This window comes from Paraburkholderia sp. GW821-FHT02A12, from assembly GCF_059422005.1.
Window position 1 is genome coordinate 189,642 of sequence record NZ_JBWKWA010000001.1, and the last position, 18,073, is coordinate 207,714.

The 18,073-nt window shown below is 63.7% G+C and carries 16 protein-coding genes; 8 read left to right on the forward strand and 8 right to left on the reverse strand.

Going from position 1 to position 18,073, the window contains the following annotated elements:
• Positions 1 to 73: 73 nt before the first annotated feature.
• The 5 genes from rqpR to AC07WT_RS00885 form a co-directional block, all read right to left on the reverse strand.
• On the reverse strand, positions 74 to 730 hold the full coding sequence (rqpR, locus tag AC07WT_RS00865) for a response regulator transcription factor RqpR (RefSeq protein ID WP_494945715.1): 657 nt from the start codon (positions 728 to 730) through the stop codon (positions 74 to 76).
• A 10-nt stretch (positions 731 to 740) separates the two neighbouring features.
• Positions 741 to 1,694 carry a sensor histidine kinase gene (locus AC07WT_RS00870; protein ID WP_492595342.1) on the reverse strand — a complete coding sequence of 318 codons (954 nt, stop codon included), beginning with the start codon at positions 1,692 to 1,694 and terminating at the stop codon, positions 741 to 743.
• A gap of 599 nt (positions 1,695 to 2,293) precedes the next feature.
• Positions 2,294 to 3,064: a ferredoxin--NADP reductase gene (locus AC07WT_RS00875; RefSeq protein ID WP_494945716.1), complete on the reverse strand. Its 771-nt coding sequence runs from the start codon at positions 3,062 to 3,064 to the stop codon at positions 2,294 to 2,296.
• A gap of 443 nt (positions 3,065 to 3,507) precedes the next feature.
• Complete coding sequence (locus tag AC07WT_RS00880; protein ID WP_492595344.1) at positions 3,508 to 4,308, reverse strand: endonuclease/exonuclease/phosphatase family protein; 801 nt, start codon at positions 4,306 to 4,308, stop codon at positions 3,508 to 3,510.
• Positions 4,309 to 4,366: 58 nt separating this feature from the next.
• Positions 4,367 to 4,861: a hypothetical protein gene (locus AC07WT_RS00885; protein WP_494945717.1), complete on the reverse strand. Its 495-nt coding sequence runs from the start codon at positions 4,859 to 4,861 to the stop codon at positions 4,367 to 4,369.
• Positions 4,862 to 5,169: 308 nt separating this feature from the next.
• Between AC07WT_RS00885 and AC07WT_RS00890 the strand changes: the two genes are divergently transcribed.
• From AC07WT_RS00890 to AC07WT_RS00910, 5 genes are all read left to right on the forward strand, one after another.
• On the forward strand, positions 5,170 to 6,147 hold the full coding sequence (locus tag AC07WT_RS00890) for an AAA family ATPase (RefSeq protein WP_492595346.1): 978 nt from the start codon (positions 5,170 to 5,172) through the stop codon (positions 6,145 to 6,147).
• Positions 6,148 to 6,251: 104 nt separating this feature from the next.
• Positions 6,252 to 6,422: a hypothetical protein gene (locus tag AC07WT_RS00895; protein WP_492595347.1), complete on the forward strand. Its 171-nt coding sequence runs from the start codon at positions 6,252 to 6,254 to the stop codon at positions 6,420 to 6,422.
• 217 nt (positions 6,423 to 6,639) lie between these two features.
• A complete protein-coding gene (locus AC07WT_RS00900; RefSeq protein WP_494945718.1) occupies positions 6,640 to 7,746 on the forward strand; it encodes an NAD(P)/FAD-dependent oxidoreductase in 1,107 nt (368 codons plus the stop codon).
• A 264-nt stretch (positions 7,747 to 8,010) separates the two neighbouring features.
• Positions 8,011 to 8,322: a high-potential iron-sulfur protein gene (locus AC07WT_RS00905; RefSeq protein WP_494945719.1), complete on the forward strand. Its 312-nt coding sequence runs from the start codon at positions 8,011 to 8,013 to the stop codon at positions 8,320 to 8,322.
• A 256-nt stretch (positions 8,323 to 8,578) separates the two neighbouring features.
• Positions 8,579 to 9,871 (forward strand): MFS transporter, encoded by a 1,293-nt coding sequence (locus tag AC07WT_RS00910; protein WP_494945720.1) that lies wholly within the window; start codon positions 8,579 to 8,581, stop codon positions 9,869 to 9,871.
• 38 nt (positions 9,872 to 9,909) lie between these two features.
• Here the strand turns inward: AC07WT_RS00910 and AC07WT_RS00915 are convergent, their stop codons facing one another.
• Positions 9,910 to 11,439 (reverse strand): amidase, encoded by a 1,530-nt coding sequence (locus tag AC07WT_RS00915; protein ID WP_494945721.1) that lies wholly within the window; start codon positions 11,437 to 11,439, stop codon positions 9,910 to 9,912.
• A gap of 198 nt (positions 11,440 to 11,637) precedes the next feature.
• Positions 11,638 to 12,336: a dienelactone hydrolase family protein gene (locus AC07WT_RS00920; RefSeq protein ID WP_492595352.1), complete on the reverse strand. Its 699-nt coding sequence runs from the start codon at positions 12,334 to 12,336 to the stop codon at positions 11,638 to 11,640.
• A 278-nt stretch (positions 12,337 to 12,614) separates the two neighbouring features.
• Here AC07WT_RS00920 and AC07WT_RS00925 point away from each other — a divergent pair, with 278 nt between their 5' ends.
• The 3 genes from AC07WT_RS00925 to AC07WT_RS00935 all read left to right on the forward strand — a co-directional run bounded on the left by AC07WT_RS00925 (position 12,615) and on the right by AC07WT_RS00935 (position 16,520).
• Positions 12,615 to 13,718: an NAD(P)H-dependent flavin oxidoreductase gene (locus tag AC07WT_RS00925; RefSeq protein ID WP_494945722.1), complete on the forward strand. Its 1,104-nt coding sequence runs from the start codon at positions 12,615 to 12,617 to the stop codon at positions 13,716 to 13,718.
• A gap of 466 nt (positions 13,719 to 14,184) precedes the next feature.
• Positions 14,185 to 15,330: a branched-chain amino acid ABC transporter substrate-binding protein gene (locus tag AC07WT_RS00930; protein WP_492595354.1), complete on the forward strand. Its 1,146-nt coding sequence runs from the start codon at positions 14,185 to 14,187 to the stop codon at positions 15,328 to 15,330.
• 143 nt (positions 15,331 to 15,473) lie between these two features.
• Positions 15,474 to 16,520, forward strand: coding sequence for a cupin-like domain-containing protein (locus AC07WT_RS00935; RefSeq protein WP_494945723.1), 1,047 nt, complete (start codon positions 15,474 to 15,476; stop codon positions 16,518 to 16,520).
• Between the two features lie 146 nt (positions 16,521 to 16,666).
• On the opposite strand, the gene AC07WT_RS00940 is transcribed toward AC07WT_RS00935, so the two are convergent.
• Complete coding sequence (locus AC07WT_RS00940; RefSeq protein WP_494945724.1) at positions 16,667 to 17,878, reverse strand: MFS transporter; 1,212 nt, start codon at positions 17,876 to 17,878, stop codon at positions 16,667 to 16,669.
• Between the last annotated feature and the right edge of the window lie 195 nt (positions 17,879 to 18,073).

An 18,073-nucleotide genomic window follows, 5' to 3' on the forward strand; every position in this document is an offset into this window, starting at 1 on the left:
ACGGATGCGCGCCGCTGCACCGTTTTGGGACAGTGCTTTCAGACGCCGTGCGGTAGGTGGAAGGCGGCCGGCCTCAGCCCGTCATCGCCGGATTCAGGTCGACGAGACGGTTGCTCATCACATAGAAGGTCAGCTCCGCGTTGTTGCGCAGCTTCATCTTTTCGAGCAGCCGGGTCCGATACACGCTGACCGTCTTCACCGACAACGACAGCGCCGTGGCGATGTCGGTCAGCCGTTTGCCCGACGCCAGCATGCAGAGCGTCTGATATTCGCGATCGGAGAGCTTTTCGTGCGGCAATTGCTCGCCGTCGAATGAGACGTAATCGGCCAGCGCTTCGGCCATCGCCGGGCTGACGTATTTGCGGCCCGCCGCGACCTGCTGGATCGCCCCGATCATCTGCGCGGCGTCGACGGTTTTCGACAGGTAGCCGGCGGCGCCCGCCTTCAAGGCGCGCACGGCGTACTGGTCCTCGCGGTACATCGAGAACATCAGTACGGCCACGCGCGGCGCCTTGCGCTTCAGACGCTTGAGCACTTCGACGCCGTTAATGTCGGGCAGCGAAATGTCGAGCAACACCACGTCGTAGCTGTGTTTGGCGACTTCGTCGAGCGCTTCGGCGCCGCTTTGCGCCTCGGTGACTTCGCGCGCCACGCCGCGGTCGAGCAGCAACTGGCGGACGCCTTGGCGGACCACCGCGTGGTCGTCGGCGAGCAGGATGCGCAGGCTCATGACGGCGTACTCACGATTGAAGCGCGCGGCGGTCGGCGTCCGGCGCGCTCGCCAGCATCGCGTCCCACGCAAAGCGTGCGTACACGGCAGTGCCGCGCATCTCCTTGCCGCTCTCGCCACGGCGGCCGCCGCTGCGCCGGGCGCTGCCGATGCGCAACGTGCCGTCGAAGGCGGCGCAGCGCGCCCGCATGCCGCTCAGGCCGAAATGGCCGCGGCGGGCGCGGGCGTTGCGCGTCAAGCCGATGCCGTCGTCGCTGACGATCAGCGTCAGATGACGGCGGCTGGTTTCGAGCCGCACGTCGGCGGCCTCGGCGCGCGCGTGCCTGGCGATATTGTTCAGCGCTTCCTGGGCGACCCGGAACACGGCGAGCGTCGCGTCGGCGGGCAGGCGTGTGAGCCGCACGTCGGCGGCGCAGACCAAACTCGTGCGCAACTGGGTGCGCGTGGCGAAGTCGCCGGTCCATTGCGCCAGCGCGCCGACGATGCCGGCATCCAGCGACGGCGCATGCAGCTCCGCCACGGCCTGGCGGCTCGCGATGCAGACAGCGTCGAGCGAACGGTTCGCGACTTCGAGCGCGGCGGCGCATTGCGGCGGCGCGTCGGCGGGCAGCCAGGTCTCGACGCTGGCGAGCGCAAAGCGCGTGGCGGTCAGCTCGGCGCCCACGCTGTCATGCAGTTCGCGCGCCACGTGGCGGCAGGCCGCTTCCTGTGCCTGCACGAGTTCGGCCGACAGTTCGCGCACGCGAGCGTGCAGCCGCGCCAGTTCGCGCTCGGCGGCGGATGGCGGCGCGGATTGCTGCGCGGCGCGACGGTGAAGCGACGCGGACGTCGAAACTGGGGCTGAAGCGGCGTGCCGGGCCGTGACGTCGGCCGCGAAAGAGCCCGCCGCGGCCGCAACGACTCCATCACGACCCAGAGAGGGCGGAATGTGCGCACTGAACGGGACGACAGTCGACGTATCCATGACTTTCCCTCTCAGGAAGCGGTGCGAACGGCGAAGCGAGTGTGCGTCGGCGGCGCGAAGACGAAAGAACGCATGCGAGTCTCTGGCCTCCAGATATGCCCGCGATGCCAATGGCACGGCGGGCAAATTGCTACAGCGCGGCGTAACGGAATTTACATTCGGTAACAAACGGGTCGTACGACGACAAGCATGTCAAAGTGACCGATCGTGCGCCGCGATGATATCTCAAAAAAAAGAAAAAATGCAGGTACACCAAGGTTTAGCGCCTAAATCTCACGCAATGGGTGATGTATGGCAAGGTCGTGCTTGTAGGAATAATTCCGACGAAAAATGTCAAAACATACAACGGCATTTGTAACGGCAGAACGTATGTGGCTCGGGCCGCCATTCGGCGGGCGCGCGGCGCAGGGTCGGCACATCGGTGCGCCACTCTTTAACGACGACGGAGATGGCGAGGCCTTCGGCGTCGGCGAGAGTTCACACGCGTTTCCCTCGTGCGTGGTTGTTGGCCATTCTGACTTCTGACGCAATAAAAAAAGGAGCCCGAAGGCTCCTTTCTGCTGAGTACGCGGCGGCGGCCGCGGATCGGGATGTCCGGCTCAGCCCACAAACGCCTTTTCGACCACGTAGTGGCCCGGCGAGTTGTTGCTGCCTTCCTGGAAGCCCAGCTTGTCCAGCAGTTCGCGCGTGTCGCGCAGCATGTGCGGGCTACCGCACAGCATCACGCGGTCGTTTTCGAGCGAGAAGCCCGGCACGCCGAGGTCGGCGAACAGCTTTTCGGTTTCGATCAGTTCGGTGATGCGGCCGCGGTTCTGGAACGCTTCGCGCGTGACGGTCGGGTAGTACAGCAGCTTTTCCTGCACCAGTTCGCCCAGATGTTCGTGAGCCGGCAGGTGATCCGTGATGTATTCCTTGTACGCCAGCTCGTCGACGAAACGGCAGGTGTGCGTCAGGATCACGCGCTCGTAGCGGTCATAAATGTCCGGATCCTTGATGATCGACATGAACGGCGCGAGACCCGTGCCGGTGGACAACAGCCATAGCGTCTTGCCCGGCAGCAGGTTGTCGGCCATCAGCGTGCCGACCGGCTTCTTGCCGATCAGGACTTCGTCGCCGACCTTCAGATGCTGCAAACGCGACGTGAGCGGGCCGTCCTGCACCTTGATGCTCAGGAATTCGAGGTGCTCCTCATAGTTCGCGCTCGCGAGGCTGTAGGCGCGGATCAGCGGCTTGCCTTCGACTTCGAGGCCCACCATCGTGAACTGGCCGTTTTCGAAACGGAACGACGAATCGCGCGTGCAGGTGAAGCTGAAAAGCGTATCGGTCCAGTGATGGACGCTCAGGACGGTTTGTGGATTCAGGTTGCTCATGGCTTCTTGGATAGTGCGAAAACAAAGGCGGCCAGTCGTTTTAGCCGGCCGGCACGGCAAGGGCAATGCTGCGCTAACCCGTGGTCGGGAATCACGCGTAATCGGCTATTTTACCGCGCCTGCTGCCTGAGGGCTGCGGCGTGGCGGTTGAGCGCGATAACTGTGGTCAAACGGGCTACCGGACCTCGAAGCGTCGGCGCCGGCTGTCGATACAATCGGGCGCCGCGAAGTACGTTGGCGTGGATGCAGCCGCGCTTCAGCAAGGGTACGGCGATGGGCGAAAGCCGCGCAGGGCGGCTGCCATCGGCTGCCCTGCATGCGCCGGATAGGCGCGCCGCGCGGGCAACATTTTCAGAATGATACCGAAACCCGCCGTGCGGCGCAGCATTGACCCTGCTGATGAAACTGGCAAACCCATGTGAAATCGCTGCCGCCCTCGCAACTCATTCGACCCGCAAGCGCGCCATATACGGCAGGTGATCCGACAGCCACGCCGTTTCCTGGGTCGGCTGGATCCATTCGATCGGCTGCATGCCGCGCACGAACATCTTGTCGAGCGCGAGGGCCGGCGAGAAGGCCGGGAACGTGCGGCCCGATTCGCCGAGCAACGTCGCTACTTCGTGCAAGCCATGCTCGCGGAAGAGCGGCACCGAGTCATTGCGCCAGTCGTTGAAGTCGCCGGCGAGCACCAGCGGACCCTCCGGCGCTTCCTTCGCAATCCAGTGGGCGATCCAGTTCATCTGCCGCAAACGCGCCGAGCGCGTGAGCGCCAGGTGCGCGCACAGCAGCGTGACCGAATGGCCGCCAAAGGTTGCTCGTGCCACCAGCAAACCGCGCTTCTCGAAGCGATGCGCGGAGATATCCCAGCGTCCGCCGAGATCGAGCGGATGCGGCGACAGGATCGCATTGCCGTGCCGCCACGACGGCTTGAATACATTCGGCCCGAGCGCGATTTCCAGCTCCAGCGCGCGCGCAATCTCGGTGGCCTGGCAGTGCCAGACGTCGCTCAAAGGATCGGCCGTGAGCGGTGCGCCGAATCCGGATGACAGCACCGGTGACGGCATGCGCCGCGCCATCGCTTCCTGTAGAAAGTACGCGTCCGCATGGGTCGACTGAACCCAGCGCTGCATCGCCTTCCAGGCTTGAAAACCAAGCGGGGTGCGGCCTTTATGCAGGTTCCAGCTCACCGCAATGAAATCCTTGGGCGCTATGCTCTCGCGGATCAATTCTTCGGGGTTTCGCATGCCGCGTTATCCACGTGTTCTGTTTGAGGGCTTCAGTTATCCGCTGCAGTGATTCGCTTCAATTTGCGCTATTCGCGAGGCTCGCACGCACGCGGTAGACCAGATTCGGGTTCTTGTCGACGATCGTCCAACTGGTCCACTGGCTGGCCGGCACCTTCAGACCCGGATGGCTCGCGCTCACCTGACGCGGTTGCGGCGGCAGCTTGCAGCCGGTGTCGGTTTGCTGCGGGGTGTTTTCCTCGAAGGTTTCCTGCGCTTCGATCGACAGCGTGACCTCGTTCGCATCCGCTTGCAGCGGCGAAACCGTCAGCGTGCGCGCCAGATCGATGTTGCCGGCGGGCTGATCCTTGCAACCAACATTGTGCTGCACGATCTTGTGATGGGTATCGGTGCGCGCCTGGCCGACGGTCGTGGTGCCGTCGAATGCGTCGATCTGCTGGCCGTCGCGCATCACCTGCAACTGCCATTGCACGATCTGCTGCGCCGGCCGTTGTTGCGCATGTGCAAGCAACGAAGTGCCGAGCAGCACGGCCACGATACTGGTTTTCCACATAGAAGATTCTCCGGGGCACTGCGTCCGGGATGGCGTCCGCCCGAGTAGTCAGACGGCCATCTTACGCCTGATAGACAGAACGCTTTTCTGACACTTCAATGGGGGCCGGGTTCGGCAACAATGAATTTCACGTGGGGCTGCGAATCCCCCAAGGGGACCTCCTCCGGGGCGTCGCGGAAAACAGCCCGTTGTTAGCAGCAGAGCCGCACGACTGCTGGCTTGCACGTGGATATGGCCTCGTTACACTGGACTTGAAACGGCGCCCGGCAGGGTGCCGCTGCAGCAGGGCCAGCCAGACGGGGTGAGCTATGACAACAGCAGTGGTCAAACAGGAAATCGCCGTGGCGTCTTTCAGCCAGGTGTACGACCTCGATCGGGTCGAAGCCGCGCTGAACGATCTCGGCGAAGGCGCGAACGAGGCGCTGCGCGCCACGTACGAAAAGATGCTGAAGACCGGCAACCTGCGCTTTTGCGTCAAGCCGAACCGGATGCCCTCGATCGACGATCTGATCGACGCGCTGCCCAACTTCTCCGAGCCGCTCGACGATATCCGCAAGCAGGTCGCCTTGTGCCTCGAGACCGAAGACCGGCTCGAACTGATGCCGATCCTGCTGCTCGGCGACCCCGGCATCGGCAAGACGCATTTTGCGAAGCAGTTGGCGCGCCTGCTGGGCACCGCCTATCAATACGTGGCGATGAGTTCGTTGACGGCGGGGTGGATTCTGTCGGGCGCCTCGTCGCAGTGGAAGAACGCGAAGCCGGGCAAGGTGTTCGAGGCGCTGGTGAACGGCAGCTACGCGAACCCCGTGATCGCCGTCGACGAAATCGACAAGGCCACGGGCGATTCGCAATACGATCCGCTCGGCGCGCTCTATGCGCTGCTCGAACACGATACGGCGCAGGCCTTCATCGATGAATTCGCCGAGATTCCGATCAATGCGGGCCACGTGATCTGGATCGCGACGGCGAATGACGAGCGTTCGATTCCCGAGCCGATCCTGAACCGGATGAACGTGTACGAGATTCCGCCGCCCGACCAGGACGGGGCGCGCCGCATCGCGCAGTCGATCTACGACGAAATCCGCTCGGCGCACGCCTGGGGCTTGCGCTTTCCCGCCGAGCTGGGCGACGCCGCGCTCGATGCGCTGAAGCGGGCATCACCGCGCGAAATGCGGCGCGCGATTCTCAATGGCTTCGGCGCGGCGCGCATCGGCGGACGCGATCGGATTGAAGCCGGCGACATTCGACTGGACCACGGAAATCGCCGAAAACCGATCGGTTTTTGATGTTTTTTGATGTTTTTTGGCCTGTTTCAAGCATCCGGGCTGCCATCGGGCGGCCTTTTATTGCCTCAATTCACGGAATACATACTCAAAACAGGGTGAATGTCGTGGCAATTGTTTCCAATTGCGCGTTGATGCCGAAGCGCGCAAACGGGCAGGCCGACGTGGCGGGCGCGTCGCGTCAAGGCGTCAGCACGCGGAGCGAGGCGCGAGCGGCGCGGCGCGCCCATCGCGAGCATGAAGAATCGAGCGCGGCGACTGTGGACGGCGTACACTGATTCTGTCCGGCCCACATGCTCAAGACCCGCTCAAGACCGAATGCCCGCAGCCGTTTTCGACTGCGGGCATTTGTGTCTGTGCAGCGTCGTACAATTTTGAGGTGTGGGCAGGTGCATTCGACAGCGAGCGGTGTGCGGCACTCGGTAGCCGCATCCTGTCTTCATCTTTATCGGGTGAACGAGGCAGTGCGCGGTGGAGTCGGCCGCGTCAAGGGATATGGATCAAATCGAATGTGTAGTGATCGGCGCGGGTGTGGTCGGCCTCGCCGTGGCGCGCGCCCTGGCGGCGCGCGGGCGCGAAGTGATCGTGCTGGAAGCGGCCGAAGCGATCGGCGTGGGCACCAGCTCGCGCAATAGCGAAGTGATTCACGCGGGAATCTACTATCCGCGTGGCTCGCTGAAAGCGGCGTTGTGCGTGCGCGGCCGCGAGATGCTGTACGACTATTGCGCCGAGCACAACGTGCCGCATTCCCGCTGCGGCAAGCTGCTGGTCGCGACTTCGCGCAATCAGATTCCGCAGCTTGAAAGCATCATGGCGAAGGGCCGCGAGAACGGTGTGCTCGACCTGATGCGGATCACCGGCGACCAGGCGCAGGCGCTCGAGCCGGCGCTCGAATGTGTCGAGGCGGTGTTTTCGCCGCAGACCGGCATTGTGGACAGTCATCAGCTGATGCTGGCGATTCAGGGCGACGCGGAACGCAACGGCGCGGTGTGCGCCTTCCACGCGCCGGTCGAAGCGATCGAGGCGAGCAACGGCCGCTTCGTCATCAAGGTGGGCGGCGGTGCGCCGACCACCATCAGCGCTGCCTGCGTCGTCAACAGCGCCGGTTTGCACGCGAACGCGCTGGCCCGCAAGATTCGCGGGCTCGATGCGCGCCATGTGCCGCCGCTCTATCTCGCGCGCGGTAATTACTTCAGCATTTCGGGCCGCGCACCGTTCAGCCGTCTGATCTACCCCATGCCGAACGAAGCCGGCCTGGGCGTGCATCTGACGATCGACCTCGGCGGGCAGACGCGTTTCGGTCCCGACGTCGAATGGGTCGATGCGATCAATTACGATGTCGATCCGCACCGCGCGGAGTCGTTCTATGCGGCGATCCGCGCGTACTGGCCCGCGCTGCCGGACGGCGCGTTGCAACCGGCCTATGCGGGAATCCGTCCGAAGCTGTCCGGCCCGGGCGAGCCGGCCGCGGACTTCGTGATCCAGGGTCCGGCCGCGCATGGCGTACGCGGGCTCGTCAACCTGTTCGGCATCGAGTCGCCAGGGTTGACGGCGTCGTTGGCGATTGCGCAGCGCGTCTGCGAACTGAGCGGCCGCGCGTGATAGCTGGCCACCCGAGCCTGGCCACCTGAGCAGGCCTCCCGAGCTTGCCACGCGAGTTTCCACCCGAGTCTCCACCCCGGGTTTTCATCAGGCATTGGCATCCGCGCGCCTATCCGGCACGCCGCGCCCGATAGGCGGGCGCGCGCAGTACTAATTCGGTTATCTCTATCATTTGAGTCGTCACGCGCGGCGGCTTCATTGCTATCCTTGGGAACCGCTGTCATCAGAACGGCGATCAGTTCAATATAAATGGAGAGAGTCCCCATGAAATCATCCCGTCGTACGTTTTTGATCACCAGCATCGGTGTTGCATCCAGCTTTGTACTGTCGCGCCAGGCTTTTGCCGACGCGCCGAAGGTCGCCGAATCCGATCCGACCGCGCAAGCGCTCGGCTACAAGGAAGACGCCAGCAAAGTCGACAAGGCCAAGTTCGCGAAGTACGCGCCAGGCCAGGACTGCGGCAATTGCAGCTTCTATCAAGGCAAGCCCACCGACGCCTACGCCGGCTGTCCGATGTTCCCCGGCAAGCAGGTCGCGGTCAAGGGTTGGTGCAGCGCATATAACAAGAAGGCCTGATAGCGTCCGGGCCGCGTATACGTTAAGTGTCGCGGTAAGTGCGCCGCAACATGCCGGCGCGCGATTGAAGTTCGGATTGCAGTTCGATCATCGAGGCGTCTGCCGCAACCCGCGACAGACGCCTTTTTGTTGCTTGAAAACAGCTTGCGCGCTCTTTACACTCCAATGCGATTGCGTGGGCGAGCACAGTTTTTCTCTCATACGCTCACGCACACGCGACGCACCGCGGGACACCTTTCGCAGGCTGGAGATTCGAATGGCACTAGCGTCAAGGAGCCTCAATACACGGGCAGTCGCGGCGGCCGTGATCGGCAATGCGCTCGAGTGGTACGACTTCACCGTGTTCGGTTTCATGACGGTGGTGATTGCCCAGTTGTTCTTCCCGGTGGGCAACGATTATTCATCGTTGCTGCTCACCACCGCGACCTTCGGCGTCGCGTTCTTCATGCGGCCGCTCGGCGGCATCGTACTCGGACTCTATGCGGATCGCGCGGGACGCAAAGCGGCGTTGTCGCTCGTTATCGCGCTGATGACGCTCGGCATTCTGCTGCTGGCGATCGCGCCGCCATACTCGGCCATCGGCATTGGCGCGCCTTTGATGATCGTGCTCGGGCGTCTGCTGCAAGGCTTTTCCGCCGGCGGCGAATTCGGCAGTTCGACGGCGTTGCTGATCGAAGCCGCGCCGTTCTCGAAACGCGGCTTTTACGGCAGCTGGCAGATGGCGAGCCAGGCTGCGGCACTGCTGCTCGGCGCGGTGGCGGGCGCGTTGATCACACGCGGCTTGCCGCCCGAAACGCTGAAATCGTGGGGCTGGCGTGTACCGTTCATTTTCGGCTTGATCATTGGGCCGATCGGCTTCTACATCCGCCGGAATCTCGCCGATTCGGAAGCGTTTCTGCATGCGCAAAAAACCGCGCGCCGCGCGACGCTGCGCGAAGTGTTCAGCAGCCATAGCCGCGAGATTCTGTGTGGACTCGGCGCGGTGATCGCGCTCACCGTGACGATCTATGTGCTGATCAGCTATCTGCCGACTTTCGCGGTCAAGCAACTGAAGCTGCCCTACGCGCAGTCTTTTTACGCGGTGATCGTCGGCAACCTGCTGTTGACCGTGCTCTCGCCGCTGACCGGCGCATGGTCCGACAGGATCGGGCGCAAGGGGCTTTCGCTGTGGTCGCTGGTGCTGACGCTCGTGATCATTTACCCGCTGTTCGCGTGGCTCGCGGCGGAGCCGACCGTGTCGAAACTGATTCTCGTGCAGGCGCTTCTGTCGATCACGCTGTCCGGCTACTACGGTCCGTTCGGCGCGTTGATCGCCGAACTGTTTCCAGCGAACGTGCGCTCGATTGGCTTATCGCTCGCGTACAACATCGCGGTGATGCTGTTCGGCGGCTTTGGGCCTTTCATTGTGACGTGGCTCATCAACACGACCGGTTCGCCGCTCGCACCGACTTACTACGTGATGGGCGGACTGGCGCTGTCGATCGTCGCAGTGGCCTGCATCCCCGGCAAGCGCCACGCGGATCTCGACGCGCGGCGCAAGCCTGCCTGAAGGGAGCTTTTAGCGGCGGCTTTTCGACGGCGCCCTCTCTAGCTGCGCGCCTGCATCAACGGCGGCCGCTTGTCGAACCACGGCCGCGCCGCTTCGAGTTGCGCGGCAAGGCGCAGCAGGGTTGCTTCGCCGCCGTCACGCGCGGCGAACTGCACGCCGACCGGCAGTCCGCGCGCATTCCAGTAAAGCGGCATCGACATCGCCGGCTGGCCGCTGAGATTGAACACTTCCGTGCAGCCGGCCCACGCGAACGCTTTGTTCGACGCTTCGGTGAGCATCTTCTTCATCAGCGGTTCGAGCGGCATCGCGGTGATGGCGCGCATCTGCATGCGCTCCACGGAGGTGGGCTGCATTTCGCCGATCTTGATCGGCGCGGCGGCGAGCGTCGCGCACAGAATCACGTCGTAGCGGCTCAGCAGACCGGTGAGCCGTTCGGTGATGCGGCGCTGTTCTTCCAGCGCGGCGGGCAGTCCGCGTTCACCCAGCTTGCGGCCGACGTGCGCCATCGCCCACGTCGAAATTTCGAACTCCGTGCGCAGCGGTTTGCGGCCGGTGATGCGATTGGCGTTCAGCACCAGGTCTTCGGCGGTTACCGACCAGATCGTCAGGAACGCATGCCGGACTGCCGCGAAATCGATGCCGAGCGAGACCGGCTCGATGTTATGACCCAGCGAACTCGCGAGTTGCGCGGCGTCCTCGAGTGCGGCGCGCGCGTCGGCGGATAACGACGGCGCGAGCATCGGTTCGGTGACGTACGCGATGTTCAGCGGCTTGCATGGCTCGCGCGCGGCGCCCAGGAAGGTGCCCGGCGCGCCGGCCGGCCGGTCCGCGTTGCCGCCGAGCAAATCGAGCAGCAATGCGCTGTCGCGCACGCTGCGCGATACCGCGTGGTCGATGCCGAGTTCGCCAACGGCGGCGGTCGGCGTCGCGCGCGGCACCCGTCCGCGCGACGGCTTGAGGCCGAACAGTCCGCAGCACGAAGCGGGAATACGGATCGAACCGCCGCCGTCGGACGCATGCGCGAGCGGCACGATGCCCGCGGCGACCGCCGCCGCCGCGCCGCCGCTGGAGCCGCCTGGCGTGTGGTCGAGATTCCACGGATTGCGGCACGCGCCGAACAGTTCGGGCTCCGTATAAGGCATCTGACCGAGTTCAGACGTGCTGGTCTTGGCGAAGATGTTGAGCCCGGCCGCTTTGGCGAGCACGACGACCGGCGCGTCCTCGGTGGGAATGAAGTGGCGATAGTGACGGCTGCCCATCGCCATGCGCAGCCCGGCGACCGATGCGCCCAGATCCTTGATCAGAAAGGGCACGCCTGCGAGCGCGCCTTGCCCGATTCCGTCGGCCCTGCGATCCGCGCTATGCGCGCCATTCGCCCTGTTCGCGTCGTCGCGCGATGCGCGTTGACGCGCCGCGTCGTAGTCCTTCAGGACAATCGCATTGATCGCGGGATTGACGGCCTCGGTGCGTGAGATCGCGATATCCAGCAATTCACGCGCGCTTGCTTCGCGGGTGCGAACCAGTTCGGCGAGGCCGATGGCGTCATAGGCGAGATAGTCTGAATGCACGACGGATGAGCCCTCGCTATCGAGTGTTGGAACCGTGCCGATTGCATGGCGGCGTGATGAACTGCTGCGCCGGATGTGCCGTCGTTCCCGATTCATGCCAGCGTACTGGGGAAGACGGCGCACCGGATGCGCGCCGTCTTTCGAGAGAGTAACCGGGTTATAGCCCGCGGGTTATAGCCCGCGAGTTAAATCCGCGAGTTACAGACGTTCGCCGAGGAAGGTCAGCGTGCGGCCGTGCGCCAGCGCTGCCGCATGCTGGTTGTACGACGCGCGGTCCGAGCAGTTGAAGCCGTGATCGGCGTTCGGATAGATGTTGAATTCCGCATCCGTGCGACCCGCGAAGCGCTCCTGGATCTGGCCCACCGCCGACAGCGGAATATGCGCGTCGAGTTCGCCGTAGTGGAATTGCATCGGCACTTTGATCTTCGCGGCCTGGTCGAGCTTGTTCTGGATGCCGCCGCCGTAATAGGCGACCGCACCGTCGAGCGAGCCTTGCGCTGCCGCCAGATAGGCGAGCTGGCCGCCGAAGCAGAAACCGATCGCGGCGATCTTGCCGGTCACTTCCGGCATCGCGCGCAGCGCCGCGGCGGCCGCGCCGATATCCGCGACCGCCAGGTCGACGTTGGTCTTCTGCAGCAACTCGATGCCCTTATTGCGGTCGGCGCCCTCATAGGTCAGTTCGACGCGCGGCTGCGTGCGCCAGAAGATGTCCGGCGCGAGTGCGATGTAGCCGTCTTGCGCATACTGATCCGCGACCGAGCGGATGTGGCTGTTCACGCCGAAGATCTCCTGGATGATGATGACGGCCGGTCCCTTGCCGCCCTTGGGCAGCGCCAGATAGCCGCCGAAGCTGTCGTTGCCGGCGGGGATATCGATCCATCGGGAAGTCGTGCTCATGTTGCTCTCCATTGACCTGCGCACCGCTCGCTGTGCGAGGCCGGTCTGATTGAATGCCAAAGGCTCGAGTGCCTGAAGCGGGCGCTCAGTTTGCCATCAAAAGAAACGCCGTGCAGCGAGGCTCCGCGGGGCCTGACAGCGAGCCACGCAGCGCGGCAATCTCGTAAGACGATTGAAACATTCTCGATAATTCATTTTTCCGTTGCAGCGCGGCTGGGTACAGTCAGGCGTATCTGCTCGCCTGTGCTGCGAGGGTCTTGTGGGAAAAGGAATCGATCATGAGTGAAGGCAGTTTTGTGACGCCGTTTGCTGAACGTTTCAGGATGCGGGTGCCGGTTGTGCAGGCGCCGATGGTCGGCGGCGCGACCACGCCGGCGATGGTGGCGGCGGTGTCGAATGCGGGCGCGCTCGGATTTCTGGCCGGTGCGGCGTTGCAGCCCGAGAAGATCGCAAGCGAAGTGGCGGCGATTCGCGCGCTGACGGATCGTCCGTTCGGCGTCAATCTGTTCGTGCTGGAGACCGCTACGCCCGACGAGGCGACCGTGCGCCGCGCGCTCGAGGCGATCGATCCGTTACGGGCGGAGCTCGGTTTGGCGCCGGGCCGCCCACTCGAACGCTACGCGCCCGACTTCCGCGCGCAACTCGATACGCTGATCGAATTGCGCGTGCCGGTGGCCAGCTTCACGTTCGGGCTGCTCTCCAAAGACGATGTCGCGCGTTTGCACGCGGCGGGTCTATATGTAATAGGCACCGCGACGCATGTCGCCGAAGGGCAGGCATGGCGCGACGCAGGGGCCGACGCGATCGTCGCGCAAGGCGCGGAAGCCGGCGGGCATCGCGGCACCTTCATCGGCGCGTTCGAAGACGCGCTGATCGGCACCATGGCGCTCGTGCCGCAGCTTGCCGATGCGACCGGCCTGCCGGTGCTGGCGGCGGGCGGCATCATGGACGGACGCGGCGTGGCCGCCGCGCTGGCGCTGGGCGCTCAGGCGGCGATGATGGGCAGTGCGTTCATCACATGTGCGGAGAGTGCGATCTCGCCGGCATGGAAAGACCGTTTGCGCTCGATGCCCGACACCGCGACCAGCGTCACGCGCGCCATCACCGGCCGCCATGCGCGCGGCATACGCAATCCGCTGATGCAGCGCTTGACCGAATCAGCGCAAAAGATCGCGCCGTATCCGGTGCAAAACGCTTTGACACAGGAACTGCGTCAAACCGCGAGCCGTGCGGAAAACGCAGACTATCTGTCGCTCTGGTCGGGCCAGGGTACACCGCTTGGCCGCAAGCGCCGCGAAGGTCTGGGCGCCGCCGAACTGGTCGAGCAACTCGACCAGGAGTGGCTTGCGGCGGCGGCGCGGATCGCGGCGCTCAAACGCTGATTCAGCGCGGTTCAGGCGCGGTTCGAACGCAGGTCGTACGCGGTTCGTACGCCTCTTGCGCCTGCCCGCAATGCGCCTGCTTTTTACGCACAAAGCCTATTTGAAACATTAACGGTTTAACACGCTAAAACCTTTAGGCCGTGCCGTCAGACGAACCCATCATATAGCGGAAACCCGCATGGGCTGGTGCTTTCCAGCCTGTCTGCCCGGTCGGAACGGGCGCCTGTTGGATAAACGCTATTAGTGTTCATCCCACTTTCTCAAAAAAGTCCCACAAATTAATTTGATGGCCTACACTTGCGCGCAAGTACGGTTTGCCGCCTGCCACAAACAGGTTGGCGGACGTGCTGGCCAAGTGCATGAACGATGCAACCGGCGTGGTCGTCCACGGGACTGAGCGACACGTGTAGGGACGCGGGGGCACAGGGCGATTACGTTGTTTTTGGGACCGAAACTGGAGACTTACATGAACATCAAGATTCAAAAGCTGTTGCCGATCAGCGCTGCGGCGATGCTGTTCGCGACGTTGGCAACAACGGCCGCGGCCGACACTGTCGTCAAGATCGGTCACGTGGCACCGCTGACTGGTGGTATCGCTCACCTGGGGAAAGACAACGAAAACGGTGCGCGCCTGGCGGTTGAGGAAATCAACGCCAAGGGCCTGACGATCGGTGGCCAGAAAATCACGCTGCAACTCGACGCACAAGACGATGCGGCTGACCCGCGTACGGCAACTCAAGTCGCCCAGAAACTGGTCGACGATAAGGTCGTTGCAGTGGTCGGTCACTTGAACTCGGGCACGTCGATTCCGGCTTCGAAGATCTACAGCGATGCAGGCATCGTGCAGATCTCGCCGTCGGCGACTAACCCGGCTTACACGCAACAGGGCTTCAAGACGACGTACCGCGTTGTGGCGACCGATGCGCAACAGGGCCCGGCACTGGCTAACTACGCATCCAAGTCCATGAAAGTGAAGAGCGTCGCGATCGTCGACGACTCGACCGCTTACGGCCAGGGTCTGGCGAACGAATTCGAAAAGACCGCGAAGTCGTTGGGCCTGAACGTGATGTCGCATGACGCGACCAACGACAAGGCTGTCGACTTCCGCGCGATTCTGACGAAGATCAAGGGTGAAAACCCGGACGCGATCATGTACGGCGGCATGGACGCCACCGGCGGCCCGTTCGCCAAGCAAGCCAAGCAGCTCGGCCTGCGCGCGAAGGTGCTGGCAGGCGACGGCGTGTGTACCGACAAGCTGTCGGACCTGGCCGGCGACGCAACCGACAACATCGTCTGCTCGGAAGCCGGTATGGCGCTCGAGAAGATGGCTGGCGGCGCGGCGTTCCTCGCCAAGTATCAGAAGCGTTTCGGTCAGCCGATCCAGATCTACGCTCCGTTCACGTATGACGCCGTGTACATCGTCGTCGACGCAATGAAGCGTTCGAGCTCGACCGATCCGGCGAAGATCCTGGCAGCCATGCCGACGACCGACTACAAGGGTGTGATCGGTGAAACCACGTTCGACTCGAAGGGCGACCTTCAGCACGGCGTGATCTCGCTGTACAACTACAAGTCGGGCAAGAAGACGCTGCTTGACGTTGTGAAGATGTAAAACTGCGTGTTCGGCGACAGCTTTGCGTGTCGCCGGTCAAGTGGTTCGAAGGCACGCGCGCCGCATGGCTCGCGTGCCTTTTCTTTTGGCCGGACGCATGAGACGCTGACGGTTTGACGCATGAGACGCTGACGGTCTGACGAATGCCGCTGTATGCCGCCTGGGAGAATGACGTGAGCTCTGAGATCCGCTCGATCGATGACGGCTGGCGCCGCTGGATTGCCGAGAATCTGCTGCTCGATGCACCGCCGTCGGCGCTCCATGGCGTGCTGATTGAACATGGTTTCGACGCGGCCGAAGCCGCGCGCGAAATCGAGGCCGCACTCGCGAGTCCCTATTTGCAGGGCGCCACGCGCTTGCGCAATCGTTTGCGCAAGCGCGACTGGATGTTGTCCGTGTACAGCACGCTGAGCCGTTTGCGCGCTCACAGCGATACGGTCGAACGGCGCGAGCGTCTATCGCGCGATGAATTCTTTGAGCAGTACTACTTTCAGAACCGGCCGGTCATCATCACCGGCGCCTTCGATTTCTGGCCGGCTCGCACCCAATGGAATTTCGATTACTTTCGCTCGTGTTGCGGCGATTGCGAAGTCGAGGTGCAGTTCGGCCGCGAGTCGGATGCGAACTATGAAATCAATCAGCCGAAGCTCAAGCGGATGATGCGCTTTGCCGATTATGTCGATCTCGTCGAGCGCAGCGGCTCGACCAACGATTTCTATATGACGGCCAATAACACGTCGCACAATCGCGCGGCGCTGGCCGCGTTATGGTCAGATGTGCCGACCATTCGCGAATATCTCGATGCCGGGTCGCCCGATACCGGATTCTTCTGGTTTGGACCGGCGGGCACCAGAACGCCGTTTCACCATGATCTGACCAATAACTTCATGGCGCAGGTGATCGGCCGCAAACATATCAAACTGGTTCCGCTGTCCGATACGCCGCATATGGCCAATTATCTGCACTGTTATTCGCAAGCGGACGGCAGTGCGATCGATTACGCGCGTTTCCCGTCGATGCGCAATGCGCAGCTGATCGAATGCACGCTGGCGCCGGGCGAATTGCTGTTTTTGCCGATCGGCTGGTGGCATTACGTCGAAGGACTCGACGCGTCGGTGACGATGACTTTCACCAACTTTCTGCAGCGGAACGATTTCTCGCGCAATTACGATACGTATCACGATCTGTGAGGGATTCGCGCGGCGCGTCGGCGGCTTTGTCGCGGCGTTAAAAAAACGGCGAGCCGGTTGCCCGGCTCGCCGCCCCCCTTCGACGCTGGTGAATGGGTTTTCGTGTGCCGTTACGTCCGCCGATGCAGCGACAGCGCGATCCCGCATCAGATTTTCAAACGACGCAGCAGTTTCGGACCGGCAACCGCGATCAGCGCCGAGCACACCGCGACCACCGACAACCCGATCGACAAACTGGTCATCTGCGTCACCGCGCCGATGATCACCGGGCCGAGCAGGAGGCCGAAGTACGCCAGCCCCGCGACGTGCGCGAGTCCTTCGGCGGCATGAATTCCTTTGACGCTTGCCGCCGCCGCGAACAGCACCGGCATCATGTTGGCGAGCCCGAGGCCCATCAGCGTGAAGCCGATCAGCGCGGCTGCCGCGTTCGGCAGCAGCAGCGCGCCGACCATCCCCGCAAACGCGAGCGACGCGCTCGCCATCACCAGTTGCGGCGCGCCGAAGCGGGCGCGCACCGCGTCCCCGGCGAAACGCGCCGCCGCCATGCCGCCCGAGAACGCCGCGTAGGCCGCGCTGGCGAGCGCCGGCGTCGCCAGCACGACGTCGCGCATGTAGACGGTCGCCCAGTCGTACATGGCGCCTTCGGCGATCAGCGCAACCAGCGCCATCGCGCCGAGCGCCCACAACGCGGGCGAGCGCCAGCGGTTGGCGCGCGGCGTGGCGGCATCCGGATGATCGGCGTGCGGCACATGCGGCAGCACGGAAGGACAAGCCGCGATCAGCACCAGCGCGCTGACCGCCGCGGCCAGTGCAAGGTGCACCGCCGGCGCCATACCGCGCGACAGCAACGCGCCGCCGACCGCCGCGCCAAACATCCCGCCGACGCTGAACATGCCGTGCAGCGACGACATGATCGGCTTGCCGAGCGCCTTCTCGACGGCGCTGGCTTCCGCATTCATCGCGACGTCGAGTGTGGCCATGCCCGCGCCGAAGATGGCCAGCACGATCAGCAACAGCCAGTAAGCGGGCACGACCAGAATCAGCGCCGCGCACACCGTCATGACGAGGCCGCCCGTAAGACAGGCGCGGCGCGTGCCGACGCGCGCGATCCACGAAGCGTTCGCCGCCATCGCGCCGATCGAGCCGCCCGCCACAGCCAGCAGCGCGAACGACAGCAGCGCCGCGTTCAGATGGAAGCGGTCGCGCACGGTGGGCACATGTACCCCCCACGATGCGTACATCATCCCGGCAATGAAAAACACCGCCATGGTGGCAAAACGGGCGCGCTGGCGCGCGGTGCCGGAAAGGTCGCGGTGAGCGGCGGGGAGGGTGGCGAATTCGGAAGAGCGGTCGGGCACTGAAATCTCGTCGAGGGAGAGAACGCCGGAAGAAAGCGCGTTGAAAGCGAATTTCCGATTCTATCGAAGCGTGCCGTCTCCTGCCCGGAGCGCGGTGATCTAGTATTTACGATTATTCGGGGCGGCGTGAAATGAGAGACGTGCGCCCCCAACCCGTGTGCCGGTTATCTTGCCGGTCATCCATTGAGGGACGCG

Excerpts from the sequence above, each read along its gene's own strand:
- AC07WT_RS00920 (WP_492595352.1), bottom strand. The coding sequence starts at position 12,336 with ATGAGCACGACTTCCCGATGGATCGATATCCCCGCCGGCAACGACAGC.
- AC07WT_RS00910 (WP_494945720.1), top strand. The coding sequence starts at position 8,579 with ATGGCACTAGCGTCAAGGAGCCTCAATACACGGGCAGTCGCGGCGGCC.
- AC07WT_RS00900 (WP_494945718.1), top strand. The coding sequence starts at position 6,640 with ATGGATCAAATCGAATGTGTAGTGATCGGCGCGGGTGTGGTCGGCCTC.
- rqpR (WP_494945715.1), bottom strand. The coding sequence starts at position 730 with ATGAGCCTGCGCATCCTGCTCGCCGACGACCACGCGGTGGTCCGCCAA.
- AC07WT_RS00890 (WP_492595346.1), top strand. The coding sequence starts at position 5,170 with ATGACAACAGCAGTGGTCAAACAGGAAATCGCCGTGGCGTCTTTCAGC.
- AC07WT_RS00870 (WP_492595342.1), bottom strand. The coding sequence starts at position 1,694 with ATGGATACGTCGACTGTCGTCCCGTTCAGTGCGCACATTCCGCCCTCT.
- AC07WT_RS00930 (WP_492595354.1), top strand. The coding sequence starts at position 14,185 with ATGAACATCAAGATTCAAAAGCTGTTGCCGATCAGCGCTGCGGCGATG.
- AC07WT_RS00925 (WP_494945722.1), top strand. The coding sequence starts at position 12,615 with ATGAGTGAAGGCAGTTTTGTGACGCCGTTTGCTGAACGTTTCAGGATG.
- AC07WT_RS00905 (WP_494945719.1), top strand. The coding sequence starts at position 8,011 with ATGAAATCATCCCGTCGTACGTTTTTGATCACCAGCATCGGTGTTGCA.
- AC07WT_RS00875 (WP_494945716.1), bottom strand. The coding sequence starts at position 3,064 with ATGAGCAACCTGAATCCACAAACCGTCCTGAGCGTCCATCACTGGACC.
- AC07WT_RS00935 (WP_494945723.1), top strand. The coding sequence starts at position 15,474 with ATGCCGCTGTATGCCGCCTGGGAGAATGACGTGAGCTCTGAGATCCGC.
- AC07WT_RS00885 (WP_494945717.1), bottom strand. The coding sequence starts at position 4,861 with ATGTGGAAAACCAGTATCGTGGCCGTGCTGCTCGGCACTTCGTTGCTT.
- AC07WT_RS00880 (WP_492595344.1), bottom strand. The coding sequence starts at position 4,308 with ATGCGAAACCCCGAAGAATTGATCCGCGAGAGCATAGCGCCCAAGGAT.